The organism is Streptomyces sp. NPDC046821, assembly GCF_040645335.1.
In the GTDB taxonomy this organism is placed as follows: domain Bacteria; phylum Actinomycetota; class Actinomycetes; order Streptomycetales; family Streptomycetaceae; genus Streptomyces.
The window spans coordinates 114,473-129,296 of the sequence record NZ_JBEYYB010000004.1; the positions used below are offsets into that span (position 1 = coordinate 114,473).

Annotated in this window: 15 protein-coding genes; 7 read left to right on the forward strand and 8 right to left on the reverse strand. The window is 70.5% G+C overall.

The window, feature by feature from the left end; all coding sequences use genetic code 11:
* The first annotated feature begins 21 nt into the window (after positions 1 to 21).
* The gene (locus ABZ893_RS09250; protein ID WP_361400175.1) at positions 22 to 618 is read left to right on the forward strand and encodes a TetR/AcrR family transcriptional regulator; all 597 of its coding nucleotides are present in this window, start codon (positions 22 to 24) and stop codon (positions 616 to 618) included.
* Positions 619 to 682: 64 nt separating this feature from the next.
* Here the strand turns inward: ABZ893_RS09250 and ABZ893_RS09255 are convergent, their stop codons facing one another.
* Positions 683 to 1,144, reverse strand: a complete 462-nt coding sequence (locus ABZ893_RS09255; protein ID WP_361399295.1) for a MaoC family dehydratase — start codon at positions 1,142 to 1,144, stop codon at positions 683 to 685.
* 118 nt (positions 1,145 to 1,262) lie between these two features.
* On the opposite strand from ABZ893_RS09255, the gene soxR reads away from it, so the two are divergent.
* Positions 1,263 to 1,736 (forward strand): redox-sensitive transcriptional activator SoxR, encoded by a 474-nt coding sequence (gene soxR, locus ABZ893_RS09260; protein ID WP_361399298.1) that lies wholly within the window; start codon positions 1,263 to 1,265, stop codon positions 1,734 to 1,736.
* A gap of 112 nt (positions 1,737 to 1,848) precedes the next feature.
* Positions 1,849 to 2,373 (forward strand): hypothetical protein, encoded by a 525-nt coding sequence (locus ABZ893_RS09265; protein WP_361399301.1) that lies wholly within the window; start codon positions 1,849 to 1,851, stop codon positions 2,371 to 2,373.
* Between the two features lie 147 nt (positions 2,374 to 2,520).
* On the opposite strand, the gene ABZ893_RS09270 is transcribed toward ABZ893_RS09265, so the two are convergent.
* Positions 2,521 to 3,123 (reverse strand): hypothetical protein, encoded by a 603-nt coding sequence (locus ABZ893_RS09270; RefSeq protein WP_361399304.1) that lies wholly within the window; start codon positions 3,121 to 3,123, stop codon positions 2,521 to 2,523.
* A gap of 256 nt (positions 3,124 to 3,379) precedes the next feature.
* Here ABZ893_RS09270 and ABZ893_RS09275 point away from each other — a divergent pair, with 256 nt between their 5' ends.
* Positions 3,380 to 6,235, forward strand: a complete 2,856-nt coding sequence (locus ABZ893_RS09275) for a penicillin acylase family protein (protein WP_361399307.1) — start codon at positions 3,380 to 3,382, stop codon at positions 6,233 to 6,235.
* A 45-nt stretch (positions 6,236 to 6,280) separates the two neighbouring features.
* Here the strand turns inward: ABZ893_RS09275 and ABZ893_RS09280 are convergent, their stop codons facing one another.
* Both ABZ893_RS09280 and ABZ893_RS09285 read right to left on the reverse strand, forming a co-directional pair.
* On the reverse strand, positions 6,281 to 7,534 hold the full coding sequence (locus ABZ893_RS09280) for an MFS transporter (protein ID WP_361400178.1): 1,254 nt from the start codon (positions 7,532 to 7,534) through the stop codon (positions 6,281 to 6,283).
* Between the two features lie 162 nt (positions 7,535 to 7,696).
* Positions 7,697 to 8,971 (reverse strand): DUF1343 domain-containing protein, encoded by a 1,275-nt coding sequence (locus tag ABZ893_RS09285; RefSeq protein ID WP_361399310.1) that lies wholly within the window; start codon positions 8,969 to 8,971, stop codon positions 7,697 to 7,699.
* A 142-nt stretch (positions 8,972 to 9,113) separates the two neighbouring features.
* On the opposite strand from ABZ893_RS09285, the gene ABZ893_RS09290 reads away from it, so the two are divergent.
* The 3 genes from ABZ893_RS09290 to ABZ893_RS09300 all read left to right on the forward strand — a co-directional run bounded on the left by ABZ893_RS09290 (position 9,114) and on the right by ABZ893_RS09300 (position 12,245).
* Complete coding sequence (locus ABZ893_RS09290) at positions 9,114 to 9,902, forward strand: SDR family oxidoreductase (protein WP_361399312.1); 789 nt, start codon at positions 9,114 to 9,116, stop codon at positions 9,900 to 9,902.
* A complete protein-coding gene (locus ABZ893_RS09295) occupies positions 9,899 to 11,566 on the forward strand; it encodes an AMP-binding protein (protein ID WP_361399315.1) in 1,668 nt (555 codons plus the stop codon). Before ABZ893_RS09290 ends, ABZ893_RS09295 begins: the two co-directional genes overlap by 4 nt.
* An 85-nt stretch (positions 11,567 to 11,651) precedes the next feature.
* The gene (locus ABZ893_RS09300; protein ID WP_361399317.1) at positions 11,652 to 12,245 is read left to right on the forward strand and encodes a TetR/AcrR family transcriptional regulator; all 594 of its coding nucleotides are present in this window, start codon (positions 11,652 to 11,654) and stop codon (positions 12,243 to 12,245) included.
* Between the two features lie 45 nt (positions 12,246 to 12,290).
* Here the strand turns inward: ABZ893_RS09300 and ABZ893_RS09305 are convergent, their stop codons facing one another.
* The 4 genes from ABZ893_RS09305 to ABZ893_RS09320 all read right to left on the reverse strand — a co-directional run bounded on the left by ABZ893_RS09305 (position 12,291) and on the right by ABZ893_RS09320 (position 14,662).
* Positions 12,291 to 12,635 carry a DUF202 domain-containing protein gene (locus ABZ893_RS09305; RefSeq protein ID WP_361399320.1) on the reverse strand — a complete coding sequence of 115 codons (345 nt, stop codon included), beginning with the start codon at positions 12,633 to 12,635 and terminating at the stop codon, positions 12,291 to 12,293.
* The gene (locus ABZ893_RS09310) at positions 12,632 to 13,024 is read right to left on the reverse strand and encodes a DUF202 domain-containing protein (protein ID WP_361399323.1); all 393 of its coding nucleotides are present in this window, start codon (positions 13,022 to 13,024) and stop codon (positions 12,632 to 12,634) included. The genes ABZ893_RS09305 and ABZ893_RS09310 overlap by 4 nt, the downstream gene beginning before the upstream one ends.
* Positions 13,025 to 13,033: 9 nt before the next feature.
* Entirely contained in the window at positions 13,034 to 13,609 is a 576-nt protein-coding gene (locus tag ABZ893_RS09315) for an NUDIX domain-containing protein (protein WP_361399326.1), read from the reverse strand.
* 162 nt (positions 13,610 to 13,771) lie between these two features.
* Positions 13,772 to 14,662, reverse strand: a complete 891-nt coding sequence (locus ABZ893_RS09320; protein WP_361399329.1) for a DMT family transporter — start codon at positions 14,660 to 14,662, stop codon at positions 13,772 to 13,774.
* Between the last annotated feature and the right edge of the window lie 162 nt (positions 14,663 to 14,824).

Below are 14,824 nucleotides of genomic sequence, written 5' to 3' on the forward strand. Positions count from 1 at the left end.
AACGAGGGCGCCGAGCCGGTCATGGACGACATGTCCTGGGCCGAGGTCACCCCCGACGCCGCCAGGCGACTGCTGATCGCGGCCGTCGAGGCCTTCGCGGAGCGCGGCTACCACGCGACCACCACCCGGGACATCGCGAGCCGCGCCGGCATGAGCCCGGCCGCGCTCTACATCCACTACCGCACCAAGGAGGACCTGCTCCTCCGCATCAGCCGCATCGGCCACGAGAAGGCGCTCGAGATCCTGGTGGAGGCGGCGGGCCGCGAGGGCACCGCCGCCGAGCGCCTCGCCGCCGCCGTACGGTCCTTCGTCCGCTGGCACGCCTCGCGTCATCTGACGGCGCGCGTCGTGCAGTACGAGCTGGACTCGCTCGGCGAGGAGCACCGGCCCGAGATCGTCGCCCTGCGCCGCAAGAGCGACTCCACCGTGCGCGAGATCATCAACGACGGTGTGAAGGCGGGGGAGTTCGACGTCCCCGACGTCCCCGGCACCACCCTGGCCGTGCTGTCCCTGTGCATCGACGTGGCGCGCTGGTTCAACACGGAGGGCCGCCGGACGCCCGACGAGGTCGGCGAGCTGTACGCCGACCTCGTCCTGCGGATGGTGGGGGTGCAGTAGGCGCCCCCCGTCAGGGGCGCGGGGAACTGCGCGACCAGCCACGGGTGACCCGCAGCGAAATCGCTCAGAGGTAGTACCGCGACACGGACTCCGCGACGCAGACCGGCTTGTCGCCGCCCTCGCGCTCCACGGTGAAGACGACCGAGACCTGGACACCGCCCGGCACGTCCTCGACCAGACTGATCTTCGCCGTGGAGCGCAGGCGCGAGCCGACCGGCACCGGGGCGGGGAAGCGGACCTTGTTCGTCCCGTAGTTCACGCCGAGCTTCATGCCCTCGACCGTGATCAGCTGCGGCCCGAAGAGGGGAAGCAGGGACAGGGTCAGATAACCGTGCGCGATCGTCGTGCCGAAGGGGCCGTCCTTCGCGCGCTCGGGGTCGACGTGGATCCACTGGTGGTCACCCGTGGCGTCCGCGAACTGGTCGATCCGCTTCTGCTCGATCTCGACCCAGTCGGTGGGGCCCAGCAGCTCGCCCTCAGCCGCGCGCAGCTCGTCGACCGACCTGAAAACCCTCGGCTCTGCCATGTCCTGGCCTCCATATATACGTGCGGTATGTATGCATCTTGTCTAAGCGTTTGCTCAGCATCCTAGGGCGGGCGACCTCTGTCAACGGCTGAATGTGCTGGCCAGTAGGCTCGGCCCGGTGCCCCAGATTCCCGTGAAGGTCCACGAACTCACCGTCGGTCAGCTGTCGGCGCGCAGCGGAGCCGCCGTCTCGGCCCTCCACTTCTACGAGGCCAAGGGCCTGATCAGCAGCCGTCGCACGACGGGGAACCAGCGCCGTTTCCACCGCGACACCCTGCGCCGGGTCGCCTTCATCCGTGCCGCGCAGCGCGTCGGCATCCCGCTCGCCACCATCCGGGACGCCCTCGCCCGGCTGCCCGAGGAGCGCACCCCGACCCGCGAGGACTGGGCGCGGCTCTCCGAGGCCTGGCGCGCCGAACTGGACCAGCGCATCACCCAGCTCGGCCGGCTGCGGGACCACCTGACCGACTGCATCGGCTGCGGCTGCCTGTCGCTGGAGAACTGCGTGCTCTCGAACCCGGACGACGTGTTCGGCGACAGCCTCACGGGGTCCCGCCTGATGCGGGAGAACGGGAAGGGCTCCTCGGCCTGAACTGTGCGTTCCGCCGGCCGGTCGCCGTAAGCGGCACGTCAGTTGGGCAGGAGTGGAACCGACGGCCGCATGACGCCGCGGCAGTTCACCGGTACCGGCAGGGGGAGGCGCGATGGGCATCGCCATCTGTTCGCTGAAGTTCGAGGCGGCACGCTCAGGACAGCAGAAGATCACCTACGACCACGACGGCTACCACCTCGTCCGCTTCCCCTACGGGGTGGGCGAGGAGTCGTACGACCCGTGGAAGATGCACGACCCGGCGAACGGCGGGGGCTCCGCGGCCAAGTACCCCGACGCCCGCGCGGGTCTCATTTACCCGAGCCACGACGGCTGGGGCACCCTGTCCGCACTGGTCTTCTGGGAGCCGGACGCGGGCGCCCACGAGTACCGGGCGCGCTTCGTGCGCGACCCGCTGTCCGGCTCCACCGGCTACGACTCGACCGCCACCACGGACTCGGCGCCGACCGAAGGCGGTCAATTCCGGTCGTACACCTGGCAGATGTTCGTGCACCCGGGCACGCCGGTCGGCCTGAAGATCGCGGCGCGGGGCGCGGGCGGCGCGCTGGTGCGCACGCCGCTCGCCCTCGCCGAGCTCAAGCTGGCCATCCAGACGGACGTGATCACACCGAGAAGCTGAGGCGCTGGGTCAGGGCGCCGCACCGGGCCGGTCCGCCCGATGCGCTCGGTGTGCTCTATGTGCTCGCTGTGCCGGGTGTGCCGGGTGTGCTCGATGTGCGTGTACTGCTCGTGGTGCCGCTCGTTGCGCTCATGCCGCTCACGCCGCTCATGCCGAGACGAGGATCTTGGTCAGCCGGGCGCCGGCCAGGGACTGGGGGGTGAGGACGGGGCGTGGCACCACGATGCCGCAGTCTGCGCACACCGGTCCTGACGAAGGCTTATGCGGGAGGTCCTGCTTCCACAGGAGCGTGGAGCCGGTGCACACGGGGCAGCCCGTGCCGGGCTCGCGCTCAAGGGCGGAGATCAGCCGGCGGAGGACTTCCGCGAGGGGTTCCGTGGGATGCACCGACGGGTCGTCACACCAGGCGACACCGCAGCCGCCCCAGGTGAGCCGGTGCCAGTCGTCGACCGTGCCCGGTCTGCGGAGCCCGCCGTGCTTCTCCTTGCGGCGGCGCTCCGCGAACTGGGACTCGTACGCGAGCCAGACAGCCCGCGCCTCCTCGAGTTCGTCGAGCGCGGCCGTCAGCCGCGCCGGCTCGGGGGACCGGTCCTCGGGATCGAACCCGGCTCGCGAGCACAGGTGGTCCCAGGTCGCTCGGTGCCCATAAGGGGCAAACCGCTCAAGGCACTTGCGCAGCGAGTACCGCCGCAGTGCCAGATCGTTGCGCGGGTCGCGCGCCTGTCTCGCCAGACTCCGGAATCCGGCCATCGCCCTGCACCTCCGTCACACGTACATGTACTTCGGCGTCGTCGTCGAACGGACGTCGTCGAATAGACGTATCGACACTCGATTCGGATCCCTTTTCACCCATCCGATTTCCGATGTGATTCGGCATCGGCATCGCGTGGGGCGGACGCGCCCGCCAGGGGCGCGTGTGGTGATTCCGAAAAGGTGACGGTTGTTCATCTTCTGTGGGTGGCGTACCGACGGTAACCTCCGGGCCAACATCGTCGGGAGGACCAGAATGCGACGGCGCACGCCACGCACCACCCAGCACAGAAGTCTTCGTAAAACTCTTACCGGCACGGCCGCCGTCGCGGTATTCGTCCTCACGGCGGGGCTGTTGTCCCCGGCCGGTCAGGCGTCCGCCGCGGAGCCGGCACCGGCCACCGATTACTGCGGTCATCAGTGCGCGGACATCCTGCCGCCCGGCGCCAACGGCAGCGCCACGCTGATGGAGATCCTCGGCCACCGCCTCTTCGGCACGCAGCCCCGTCACGCCGACGATCAACTCGGCCCCTACGACGCGCTGTCCAGCGGATATCCGTCACTGACGGACGACACGCTCACCAAGTTCTTCAACGACTCCTCCTTCGGGGTCCCCGATGGTCAGGTCGGATCCGTCACACGCCCCCGTGCAGATGTGACCATCACCCGTGACAAGAAGAACGGCGTACCCCACGTCAAAGGTTCCACGCGCTACGGAACGGAATTCGGCGCCGGCTACGCCGCAGGTCAGGACCGCCTCTGGCTGATCGACCTGTTCCGGCACATCGGCCGCGGCGAGCTGACGTCGTTCGCGGGCGGCGCCGTCGCCAACCAGGGACTCGAGCAGGAGTTCTGGCCGCAGGCCCCGTACACGGAGCAGGACCTGGAGAAGCAGGTCGAGTACATCCGGACCACCCAGGGCCCCCGCGGCAAGCAGGCCATGGACGACGCGCAGGCCTACATCGACGGCCTCAACGCCTACCGCGTGCAGGCGCACAACGGGCGCTACTTCCCCGGCGAGTACGACCTGACCGGCAAGATCGACCCCATCACCAACGCCGGCGACATCCAGCCGTTCAAGGTGACCGACATGATCGCGCTCGCCTCGGTCGTCGGCGGCCTCTTCGGAGGCGGCGGCGGGGGAGAGGTCGACCAGGCCCTCTCGCTCCTGTCGGCGCAGCAGAAGTACGGCGTCGAGCGCGGCACCAAGGTCTGGGAGTCCTTCCGCGGCCGCGACGACCCCGAGGCCGTGACGACCATCCACGACGGCACGCGCTTCCCCTACGGCGCCAAGCCGAAGGTCGCGCGCGGCGAGGCGCTCCCCGACAAGGGCAGCGTCGTCCGCGAGCCCCTCGTGTACGACCGTCAGGGCTCCGCCAAGCCGTCCCAGGCGACCCAGAAGGCGCCGGTCAAGGCCCCCGCCAGGCTCAAGCCGCTCCAGGGCATGTACGACAAGGGCGTCCTGCCCCCGGACACGTTCAAGAACACGGCGTCCAAGAAGGGCATGTCCAACGCCCTCCTCGTCTCGGGCAAGCACACCGCGTCCGGCCACCCCGTCGCCGTGTTCGGCCCGCAGACCGGCTACTTCGCCCCGCAGCTGCTGATGATGCAGGAGCTCCAGGGCCCGGGAATCAGCGCCCGAGGGGTCTCCTTCGCGGGCGTCGGCATGTACATCCAGCTCGGCCGCGGCCAGGACTACGCGTGGTCGGCGACCTCGGCGGGCCAGGACATCACGGACACGTACGCCGTCCAGCTCTGCGAGCCCGGTGGCGCCAAGCCCACCAAGCAGTCCACGTACTACCTCTTCCACGGCACCTGCACGCCGATGGAGAAGCTGGAGCGCACCAACTCCTGGAAGCCGACCATCGCCGACTCCACGGCGGCCGGCTCCTACCGGATGCAGGTCTTCCGCACCAAGTACGGCATCGTCACGCACCGCGCCACCGTCGGCGGCAAGCCCGTCGCCTACACCTCGCTGCGCTCGACGTACCGCCACGAGGCCGACTCCATCATCGGCTTCCAGATGCTGAACGACCCGACGTACGTCAAGAACGCCGCGACGTTCGAGAAGGCCGCCCAGCACATCAGCTACGCCTTCAACTGGTTCTACGCCGACTCGCGTGACATCGCGTACTACAACAGCGGCGCCAACCCGGTGCGCGCCGACGGCGTCGACGCCTCCTTCCCGGTCAAGGCCGAGAAGGCCTACGAGTGGCGGAACTTCGACCCGGCGGACAACACCGCCGCGTACACCCCGCCCACCCAGCACCCGAACTCGCTGAACCAGGACTACTACGTCTCCTGGAACAACAAGCAGGCCAAGGGCTTCGGCGCCGCCAACTTCAGCCTCGGCGCCGTGCACCGCGTCAACCTGCTCGACGACCGCGTGAAGAAGCTCGTCGCCGAGGGCGGCGTCACCCGCGCCTCGCTCACCCAGGCCATGGAGGAGGCCGCCGTCACCGACCTGCGCGGCGAGCAGGTGCTCCCCGAGATCCTCAAGGTCGTCCGCAGCAAGCCGATCGAGGACCCGGCCCTGAACAAGGCCGTGCAGGAGCTGGAGGACTGGCGCAAGGCGGGTGCCCAGCGCAACCAGAGCTACGCCGGTTCGCACCACTACCCGCACGACGACGCCATCCGCATCATGGACGCCTGGTGGCCGCTCCTGGTGAAGGCCGAGTTCGAGCCCGGTCTCGGCACCGACCTGTACCAGGCGCTCGGCGGCGAGTTGCCGATCGACGAGTCCCCGTCCGCGGGCCACGGCCCGACCGGCTCCCACGCCGGATCGGCCTTCCAGTACGGCTGGTGGGGCTACGTCGACAAGGACCTGCGCACGGTCCTCGGACAGCCGGTCAAGGGCAAGCTCGGCGCCACGTACTGCGGCGGCGGCAAGCTCAGCACCTGCCGTGACGCACTCCTCGCCACGCTCGTGCAGGCCGTCGCGAAGCCCTGGAAAGAGGTCTACCCGGGCGACGACCTGTGCAAGGCCGGCGACCAGTGGTGCGCGGACACCATCAACCACCGCGCGCTCGGCGGCATCACGCACCGCAACATCCAGTGGCAGAACCGTCCCACCTACCAGCAGGTCGTCGAATTCCCGGCGCACCGGCCGTAGTTGATAGACCTCATGGGCCGCGCTCCAGGGCGTGGCCCATGAGGTTCAGCCGAGTTCGCGCTCCCGCGTCTCCGGCAGGGCCAGGACGCACAGCAGGGACACGACGGCCATCGCGCTGACGTACCAGCCCACCGAGGACGAGCCGAACGAGCTCTGCAGCCGCGTCGCCACCAGCGGCGCCACCGCACCCCCGAGCACCCCGCCCAGGTTGTACGCGAACGAGGCCCCGGAGTAGCGCACGCGCACCGAGAACAGCTCGGGCAGATACGCGCCCATCGGCCCGTACACGACACCCATGCAGAACAGCGCCCCGCCCAGGGCGAGCGCGATCAGAACGGGCTGCCCGGTGTCGAGAAGCGGGAAGAGGACGAAGCCCCAGACGACAGCGAGCCCCGTACCGGCCAGGACGAGCCTGCGGCGCCCGCCCGCGTCGGAGCGGGTCGCGGCGAGCCAGGTGCCCGCCGCGAGGAAGAGGCACGCGACGAGCGAGACCGCGAGCATCGTGTTCCGGGGGATCCCGAGCGTCGTCGTGCCGTAGGCGAGGCTGTACGTGGTGGCCGTGTAGAACAGTCCGTACGCGACGACCATGCCGCCCGCGCCGAGCAGGATCTCCTTCGGATGGCGCCGGAAGACCTCGAGCGCGGGCGCCCTGCTGGCCTCCTGATCACGCATCACCTTCGCGAAGACGGGCGTCTCGCTGATCCTCAGCCGGACGAAGAGGCCGACGGCGACGAGCAGGAACGAGAGCAGGAACGGGACACGCCAGCCCCACGAGTGGAACGCCCGGTCGTCGAGCGTCGTCGACAGGACCCAGAAGATGCCGGTCGCCGCGAAGAAGCCGACGGAGGGCCCGAGTTGGGGGAACGCGGCGAACAGTCCGCGCCGGCCGCGCGGCGCGTGTTCCACGGCGAGCAGCGCCGCCCCGCCCCATTCGCCGCCCAGGCCCACGCCCTGAAGGAAGCGCAGCAGCACGAGCAGCACGGGTGCCCACACGCCCAGCGTGGCGTAGCCCGGCAGGAGTCCGACGCACGCCGTCGACAGGCCCATCAGCAGCAGCGACGCGACCAGGACCGACTTGCGGCCGATCCGGTCGCCGAAGTGGCCGAAGACCAGCGAGCCGATCGGGCGGGCCGCGAACGCGACGGCGTACGTCGAGAAGGAGGCGAGGGTGGCGTTGAGGGGCGAGAGGTTCGGGAAGAAGGCCTCGTTGAGGACGAGCGCGGCGGCCGTTCCGTAGATGTAGAAGTCGTAGAACTCGATGGCCGTGCCGATGAAGCTCGCGACGGCCACCCGGCGCAGGCTCTCCTGAGAGCCCTGCGCCGGGTCGGTTTCCGTGGTGTTTTTCCTGGTCGATTCGTCTTTGAGCACGAGCTGCACTGTGGTTGTCCGTGTACGGTGCAGTCAACATCCGGGACGCTCGGTCCCGGATCGCGAGACGCCCCAAGTCGTGTGCCAGGTACGTCACTTGTACGTGAGGTACCGGCTCCGCACCTTGCGGAACGCGGTCAGCTCGTCCTGCCAGCCCGCGACCACCTCATCGGTGGAAGCCCCCGCGTCGATCATCGTCCGCACCCGGGTCGACCCCGTGAGCTTGTCGATCCAGTTGTCCGAACGCCAGGCGAAGTCCTTCCAGACCTTCTTCGCCGTGACGAGCAGCGCGACACCGGTACGCACAGGGTCGTACGCGGCCCGGTCCCTGACGTGGATCTGCACCCCGCCGATCGTCTTGCCCTGGAACTTGGAGAACGTCGGCGCGAAGTACGCCTCACGGAAGTCGACGCCGGGCAGGGCGAGTTCATTGGCGGCGGCGGCCCAGCGGCCGTCGACGCCTTCCGCGCCGAGCAGTTCGAACGGGCGGGTCGTGCCCCGGCCCTCGGAGAGGTTCGTCCCCTCGAACAGACAGGTGCCCGAGTACACGAGGGCGGTGTCGGCGGTCGGCATGTTCGGGCTCGGCGGCACCCACGGCAGACCCGAGGCGTCGTAGAAGTCCCGCCGCTTCCAGCCCGTCATCGTGACCGACTCCAGGTCCACGGGCTTCGCCAGGTACTCGCCGTTGAACAGGCGCGCCAGCTCCGTGACCGTCATCCCGTGGGCCTGCGAGATCTCGCGCCGCCCGACGAACGTCGCGAACTCCTTGTGCAGCACGGGCCCGTAGGCACCGCGCCCGGTCACCGGGTTCGGCCGGTCCAGCACCACGAACCGCTTCCCGGCGAGCTGCGCGGCCTCCATGCAGTCGTACAGGGTCCAGATGTACGTGTAGAAACGGGCGCCCACGTCCTGGATGTCGAAGACGACCGTGTCGACGCCGGACGCGGTGAAGGCGTCGGCGAGCGGCTGACCGCTCTTCAAGTAGGTGTCGTAGACGGGCAGTCCGGTCGCCGGGTCGTCGTAGCGGCCCTCCGAACCGCCCGCCTGCGCGGTGCCCCGGAAGCCGTGCTCGGGCCCGAACACGGCGGTCAGCCGCACGCGTTCGTCGGCGTGCATCACGTCGACGATGTGCCGGACGTCGCGGGTGACGCCGGTCGGGTTGGTCACGACGCCGACCTTCTGGCCGGCGAGCATCCGGTACCCGTCGTCCGCGAGCCGCTCGAAGCCGGTGCGCAGCCGGCCGCCGTCCTTGTCGGAGTCGTCCTGGGCGTTCGAGACATCCGTAGCGCTCGTGGCACTTGCCGGGGACGCCATGCCCACCGCGGTGGCGGTGGTGGCGGCGAGCAGGCTCCGTCGGGACACGTTCATGTGGTGACCTCCGTGGTGGCGGAAGGTGGCATGTGCGCGCACGCTAGCGTGCGGCGGGCCGTCGGGGAACGAAGCCGGACGCCGACACCTCTTCCACTGGTCTGACCGACTGCTTAGTCTGTGACCGGAGCCGAGCCGTTCGATGCCGAGTCGAGGGAGACCGTTCGTGGACAGCCTGCAGGGCACAGGGGTCGTCGTCACCGGGGCGGGAGGCGGTATCGGAGCCGCGCTCGCCCGCCGTTTCGCCGCCTCCGGAGCGCGCGTCGTCGTGAACGACCTGGACGCGGGGAAGGCCAAGGCGGTCGCGGACGAGATCGGCGCGAGAGCGGTGCCGGGCGACGCGTCCGAGATCGTCGCCGAGGCCGTGGACGCCCTGGACGGCACCGTCGACATCTACTGCGCCAACGCGGGCCTAGCCTCCGGCGGCACCGAGGCCGCCGACGAGCAGATCTGGGCCGACGCCTGGGACGTCAACGTCATGGCCCACGTCCGTGCCGCGAAAGCACTCCTGCCCGGCTGGCTGGAGCGCGGCAGCGGCCGTTTCGTCTCCACCGTCTCCGCCGCGGGCCTGCTGACGATGGTCGGCGCCGCCCCGTACAGCGTGACCAAGCACGGCGCGTACGCCTTCGCCGAATGGCTCTCCCTCACCTACCGCCATCGCGGGATCAAGGTCCACGCGATCTGCCCGCAGGGCGTGCGGACGGACATGCTCACCGCCGCCGGATCCGCCGGGGAACTCGTTCTCGCGCCGACCGCGATCGAGCCCGAGGACGTCGCCGAAGCGCTCTTCGCGGGCATGGCGGAGGAGCGTTTCCTGATCCTGCCGCACCCCGAGGTCGCCGGATACTACGAGGCCAGGGCCGCGTCACCCGACCGCTGGCTGTCGAACATGAACCATCTCCAGCAGAAGTGGGAGGCCGTCCAGAAGTGAGCACCTCGATCTACGCGGCCCGGCCCTGGCTCGGGCAGCTCTCCGATGCCCAGCGCGCCCCCGTCACCCCGGCGGACTCCGTGCTCCACGCCTTCCGCGCCGCCCTGCGCACGGCCCCCGACCGCACCGCCGTCACCTACTTCGACGGCCGCCTCAGCTACCGGGAACTCGACGAGCTCAGCGACTCCGTCGCCGGACACCTCGCCGCACGCGGCCTGGAGCGCGGCGACCGGGCCGCCCTCATGCTCCAGAACTCCCCGCACTTCGTGATCGCCCTGCTCGGCGCCTACAAGGCGGGCGCGACCGTCGTCCCCGTCAACCCGATGTACAAGTCGGGCGAGGTCAGCCACGTCCTGCACGACGCCGACGTGTCCGCCCTGATCTGCTCCGACCGCGCCTGGGACGAGTACCTGCGAGAGACGGCGGCCGACTCGCCCGTACGGATCGTGCTCACCGCCTGCGAGCTCGATCTGCAGACGCGGAACGACGAACGGGTCCTGAAGTTCGCGCGCGTGGAGCCTCCGGCCGACGACGCGGACGACCTTCTGGCGGTCGCCCGGCTCGGGCACGCCGCCCCCGAAGGCCGCGATCCGGGCCCGGACGACATCGCCCTCATCAGCTACACCTCCGGCACCAGCGGCACCCCCAAGGGCGCCATGAACCTGCACCGGAACATCACGTACAACGCCGAGCGCCAGCGCGTCGGGCTCGGCGTCCCGGAGGGCGGTACGTACTTCGCGCTCGCGCCGCTGTTCCACATCACCGGCACGGTCTGCGAGCTGGCGTCCTCCTTCGCGAACGCGGGCACCCTGGTCCTCGCCTACCGCTTCGAGGCCGGTGTCGTCCTGGACGCCTTCGCCGAGCACCGCCCGCACTACACCGTGGGCCCCTCGACCGCTTTCATGGCGCTCGCCGCCCACCCGGCCGCGACCCGCGACCACTTCGCGTCGTTCCAGTCGATCTCGTCGGGCGGCGCACCCGTGCCGCCCGCCCTGGTGGAGAAGTTCCGGGCCGCCTTCGGGCCGTACCTCCACAACGGCTACGGCCTCACCGAGTGCACCGCGCCCTGCGCCACCGTGCCGCCCGGCAAGGAGGCCCCCGTCGACCCCGCGTCCGGCACGCTCGCCGTCGGCGTCCCAGGACCCGAGAGCATCGTCCGGATCGTGGACGACCTCGGCCAGGAGGTGCCCTTCGGCCAACAGGGCGAGATCGCCGTCAGCGGCCCCCAGGTCGTGCCCGGCTACTGGAAGCGCCCCGACGCCACCGCCGAGTCCTTCCCCGACGGCGAACTGCGCACCGGTGACATCGGCTTCATGGACGCGAACGGCTGGCTCTACGTCGTCGACCGCAAGAAGGACATGATCAACGCCTCCGGCTTCAAGGTCTGGCCCCGCGAGGTCGAGGACGTCCTCTACACCCATGAGGCCGTCCGTGAGGCCGCCGTCGTCGGCGTGCCGGACCCGTACCGAGGAGAGACGGTCCGGGCGTACGTGAGCCTGCGTCCCGGCGCCACGGTGACCCCGGAGGAACTCACCGCGTACTGCGAGCAGCGGCTCGCCGCGTACAAGTACCCGCGCGAGGTGGAGATCCTGCCGGAGCTCCCGAAGACGACAAGTGGGAAGATCCTCCGACGGGAACTGCGTTCCCGCACACAGACGGACTGACAGACGGACTGACAGAGGGCTGATCGACAGGCCGATTGACAGGCCGCTCGGCAGACCGATCGCAGGAGAAAGGCAGGTGGCGGCAGTGCCCAGGACGACGGACCCGGACGGTACGCCCGTCCCCCAGAGGCTGCTCGCCGCCGCCACCCGGCTCTTCGCCGAGCGCGGGTACGACCGCACCTCGGTCCAGGAGATCGTCGAGGCGGCCGGCGTCACCAAGGGCGCGCTCTACCACTACTTCGGCTCCAAGGACGACCTGCTCCACGAGGTCTACGGGCGCGTGCTCCGCCTCCAGCAGGAACGCCTCGACGCGTTCGCGGACGCCGACGCGCCCGTGGAGCAGCGGCTGCGCGACGCCGCCGCCGACGTCGTCGTCACGACCATCGAGAACCTCGACGACGCGTCGATCTTCTTCCGCTCCATGCACCACCTCAGCCCCGAGAAGAACAAGCAGGTCAGGGCCGAACGGCGGCGCTACCACGAGCGGTTCAGGGCGCTGATCGAGGAGGGCCAGAAGACCGGCGTGTTCTCCACGGCCACGCCCGCCGACCTGGTCGTCGACTACCACTTCGGGTCCGTGCACCACCTCTCCACGTGGTACCGGCCGGGCGGCCCGCTCACCCCGCAGGAGGTCGCCGATCATCTGGCGGATCTGCTGCTGAGGGCGCTGCGCCCCTGACGACGGCCGGGCCGGAGGAGCGCCGGGTGGGAGTTTGTGCCGGCGTCACACCACCATCGCCGCCGCGAACGCGGCAAGCGCCAGCGAGCACGCCACCGCCGTGACAGCAGCGCCCCGGGTCAGCACCGGCGGGCGCGTCTCGTGCAGCGCCAGCTCACGGATCCGGCGGTGGGCCACCGCCAGGAACCCCAGCCACACCACGAAACACAGGGCCGCGGCCACCACATGCAGCGTGCCCGCGTCGCCGTGGAGCGTGGCCCTGGCCGCGAGGACCGCCGCCACGGTGCACGACAGGGTCGTCCGCCGCCACGCGAGCCGCGTCCGCTCGGGCTGGAGCCCGGGATCGCGCAGGACGGGCCGATCCCCGGCGCCTCCGGGCGGGCTGGTCACCCGGCCCACCCGGCCAGCACGACCACCACCATCGCAAGGGCCACCAGCGCCACGACCACGCTCAGCAAGGTCGGGAACCGGGAGACGGGCAGGTCCTCGCCCCGCCGCATCGCCCGCTCGCAGCGCACCCAGTGGCTCACGGCCCGCAACGCGCACAGCGCGCCCGCCGCGAGCAGCGCCAGGGCGAGGCCGACGCGCGCGGCCCAGCGCAGGTCCGGCAGGAACTGGTCCACGGCGAACCCGCCGCCGATCAGCGCGAGCGCCGTGCGCAGCCAGGCCAGGAACGTGCGCTCGTTGGCCAGCGAGAAGCGGTAATCGGGCGTCTCGCCCTCGTCCCGCACCCGCTCGGGCGCGAACCACAGGCGGACACTGCGCACAAATTCGATCACGGGCCGACCTTATCCGGCCTGGCCGGGCGCTCTCCCCGGGTCCGTGTCGGCTGCACGGAACGCCCGCAGCCGCTCGTACGCGTCGAACCCGTCCGGCACCCAGGGCCACTCGGGCAGCCGTCGCTCCAGCGCCTCCACGGTGAGGAAGTCATGCCACGCGACCTCCTCCACCTGGGGGTCCACGGGCAGCTCGCAGCGCACCTCGTACAGGTACGACCACCAGGTGCGGCCCGCCCCGTCGTCGTACAGGAACTTGAACAGGGGGGTCGGGCGGGGGAGGCCGGTGACGCCGAGTTCCTCCTCGGCCTCGCGCAGGGCCGCGTCGTCGTAGGACTCGCCGGCGCCCACGACGCCGCCGACGAACATGTCGTACATCGACGGGAACACCAGTTTCTGCGGGGTGCGGCGGTGCACGAAGACGCGGCCCTGGGCGTCGGTGGCCTGGATGAAGACGCACCGGTGCCGCAGGCCGCGTGCGTAGGCCTCGCCGCGCGGGGCCTGCCCGACCACCTGGTCGAGCTCGTCGACGATGTCGAGGATCTCCGCCGCGGGGTCCGGGGCGGCGCTGTCGCCGGGATCGGTCATGCGCCCACGAGAGTCGCCGGGATCGGTCATACGCCCATGGGAGTCACCGGGATCGGTCACGCGCCCATGGGAGTCGCCGGGATCGGTCACGCGCCCACGAGAGTCGCCGGGATCGGTCACGCGCCCACGAGAGTCACTGGGATCGGTCATGCGCCCATGAGATCAGACCTCGGCGCCTTCCCGGTCGTCTTCCCGGGGGCCCGTCGTGGGCATCGCGGGGTGCATCCCGAGGAACACGATCCCGGCCACGATCGCCGCGAGCCCCATGGCCTGCAAAGTGAGCGCCCCCGCGTCCGTGCGCAGTTGGTCGCCCATGAAACCGACCCCGCACGCGATGCCCGCCAGCGGCTGCGCGGCCGTCAGCGCGGGCAGCGACATCCGCAGCGGCGCCATCTCGAAGGCGCTCTGGACGAGGATCAGGCCCGTGACACCGAGGGCGACGACCCCGTACGGCTGCCAGCCCGTCAACAGCTCGGACCAGCCGCCCGCCGAGAACAGTTGCCCGCTCATCCGCGTCAGCGAGTCCTGGACGCCGTAAAGGAGCCCGGCCGCCACCGCCAGCAGGACCGGCGCCGAGCCGAGTCTGGACTTCTTCGCGTACGCCGTGAGCAGCAGGGCGAAGCCCACCATCACGCCGATGATGAGCCAGCGGCGCAGCGGATCACTGACCGCGACCCCGCTCTGTGGCTGGCCCGCCACGATGAACGCCGTCACCCCGCCCGCGAGCAGCAGCAGGCCCGACCAGCCCTGCCGGCCGAGCGGCTGGCGCGTCTGGTGGCGCGAGAGGGCGAGCGCGAACAGCAGATTGGTCGCGAGCAGTGGCTCGACCAGCGAGATCTCCCCGTTGCCCAGAGCTATCGCGCCGAGCACCATCCCGGCCACCATGAACCCGATGCCGAACAGCCAGCGCGGCACTTTCATGAGGTCGAGGAGCAGGCGCGGGGACAGGAAGTCGCCCAGCGGGGCGTGCTGCGCCGCGTTCTGCTGGAGCACGAATCCGATGCCGAGACAGAAGGCCGCGGAGACGGCGAGGACGAGTACGAGTACCGACACGCTGCGCACCTCGGGAACTGCAGGTATCAAGACCAGCCGTGGGCGGACCGTTTGCACGGGTGTAAAGCCGACGATAGCGCCCGATGCCAGGCGCTGCCGGGCGAGTACCCCGGCCGCCGAGGTTGACGCGGCCCACCCCCGAACCCAAGATCTGACCCACCG

Bases quoted from the DNA above. Each gene is read 5' to 3' on its own strand.
- ABZ893_RS09250 (WP_361400175.1), top strand. From the start codon at position 22: ATGGACGACATGTCCTGGGCCGAGGTCACCCCCGACGCCGCCAGGCGA.
- ABZ893_RS09255 (WP_361399295.1), bottom strand. From the start codon at position 1,144: ATGGCAGAGCCGAGGGTTTTCAGGTCGGTCGACGAGCTGCGCGCGGCT.
- ABZ893_RS09265 (WP_361399301.1), top strand. From the start codon at position 1,849: ATGGGCATCGCCATCTGTTCGCTGAAGTTCGAGGCGGCACGCTCAGGA.
- ABZ893_RS09270 (WP_361399304.1), bottom strand. From the start codon at position 3,123: ATGGCCGGATTCCGGAGTCTGGCGAGACAGGCGCGCGACCCGCGCAAC.
- ABZ893_RS09275 (WP_361399307.1), top strand. From the start codon at position 3,380: ATGCGACGGCGCACGCCACGCACCACCCAGCACAGAAGTCTTCGTAAA.
- ABZ893_RS09285 (WP_361399310.1), bottom strand. From the start codon at position 8,971: ATGAACGTGTCCCGACGGAGCCTGCTCGCCGCCACCACCGCCACCGCG.
- ABZ893_RS09290 (WP_361399312.1), top strand. From the start codon at position 9,114: ATGCCGAGTCGAGGGAGACCGTTCGTGGACAGCCTGCAGGGCACAGGG.
- ABZ893_RS09315 (WP_361399326.1), bottom strand. From the start codon at position 13,609: ATGACCGATCCCGGCGACAGCGCCGCCCCGGACCCCGCGGCGGAGATC.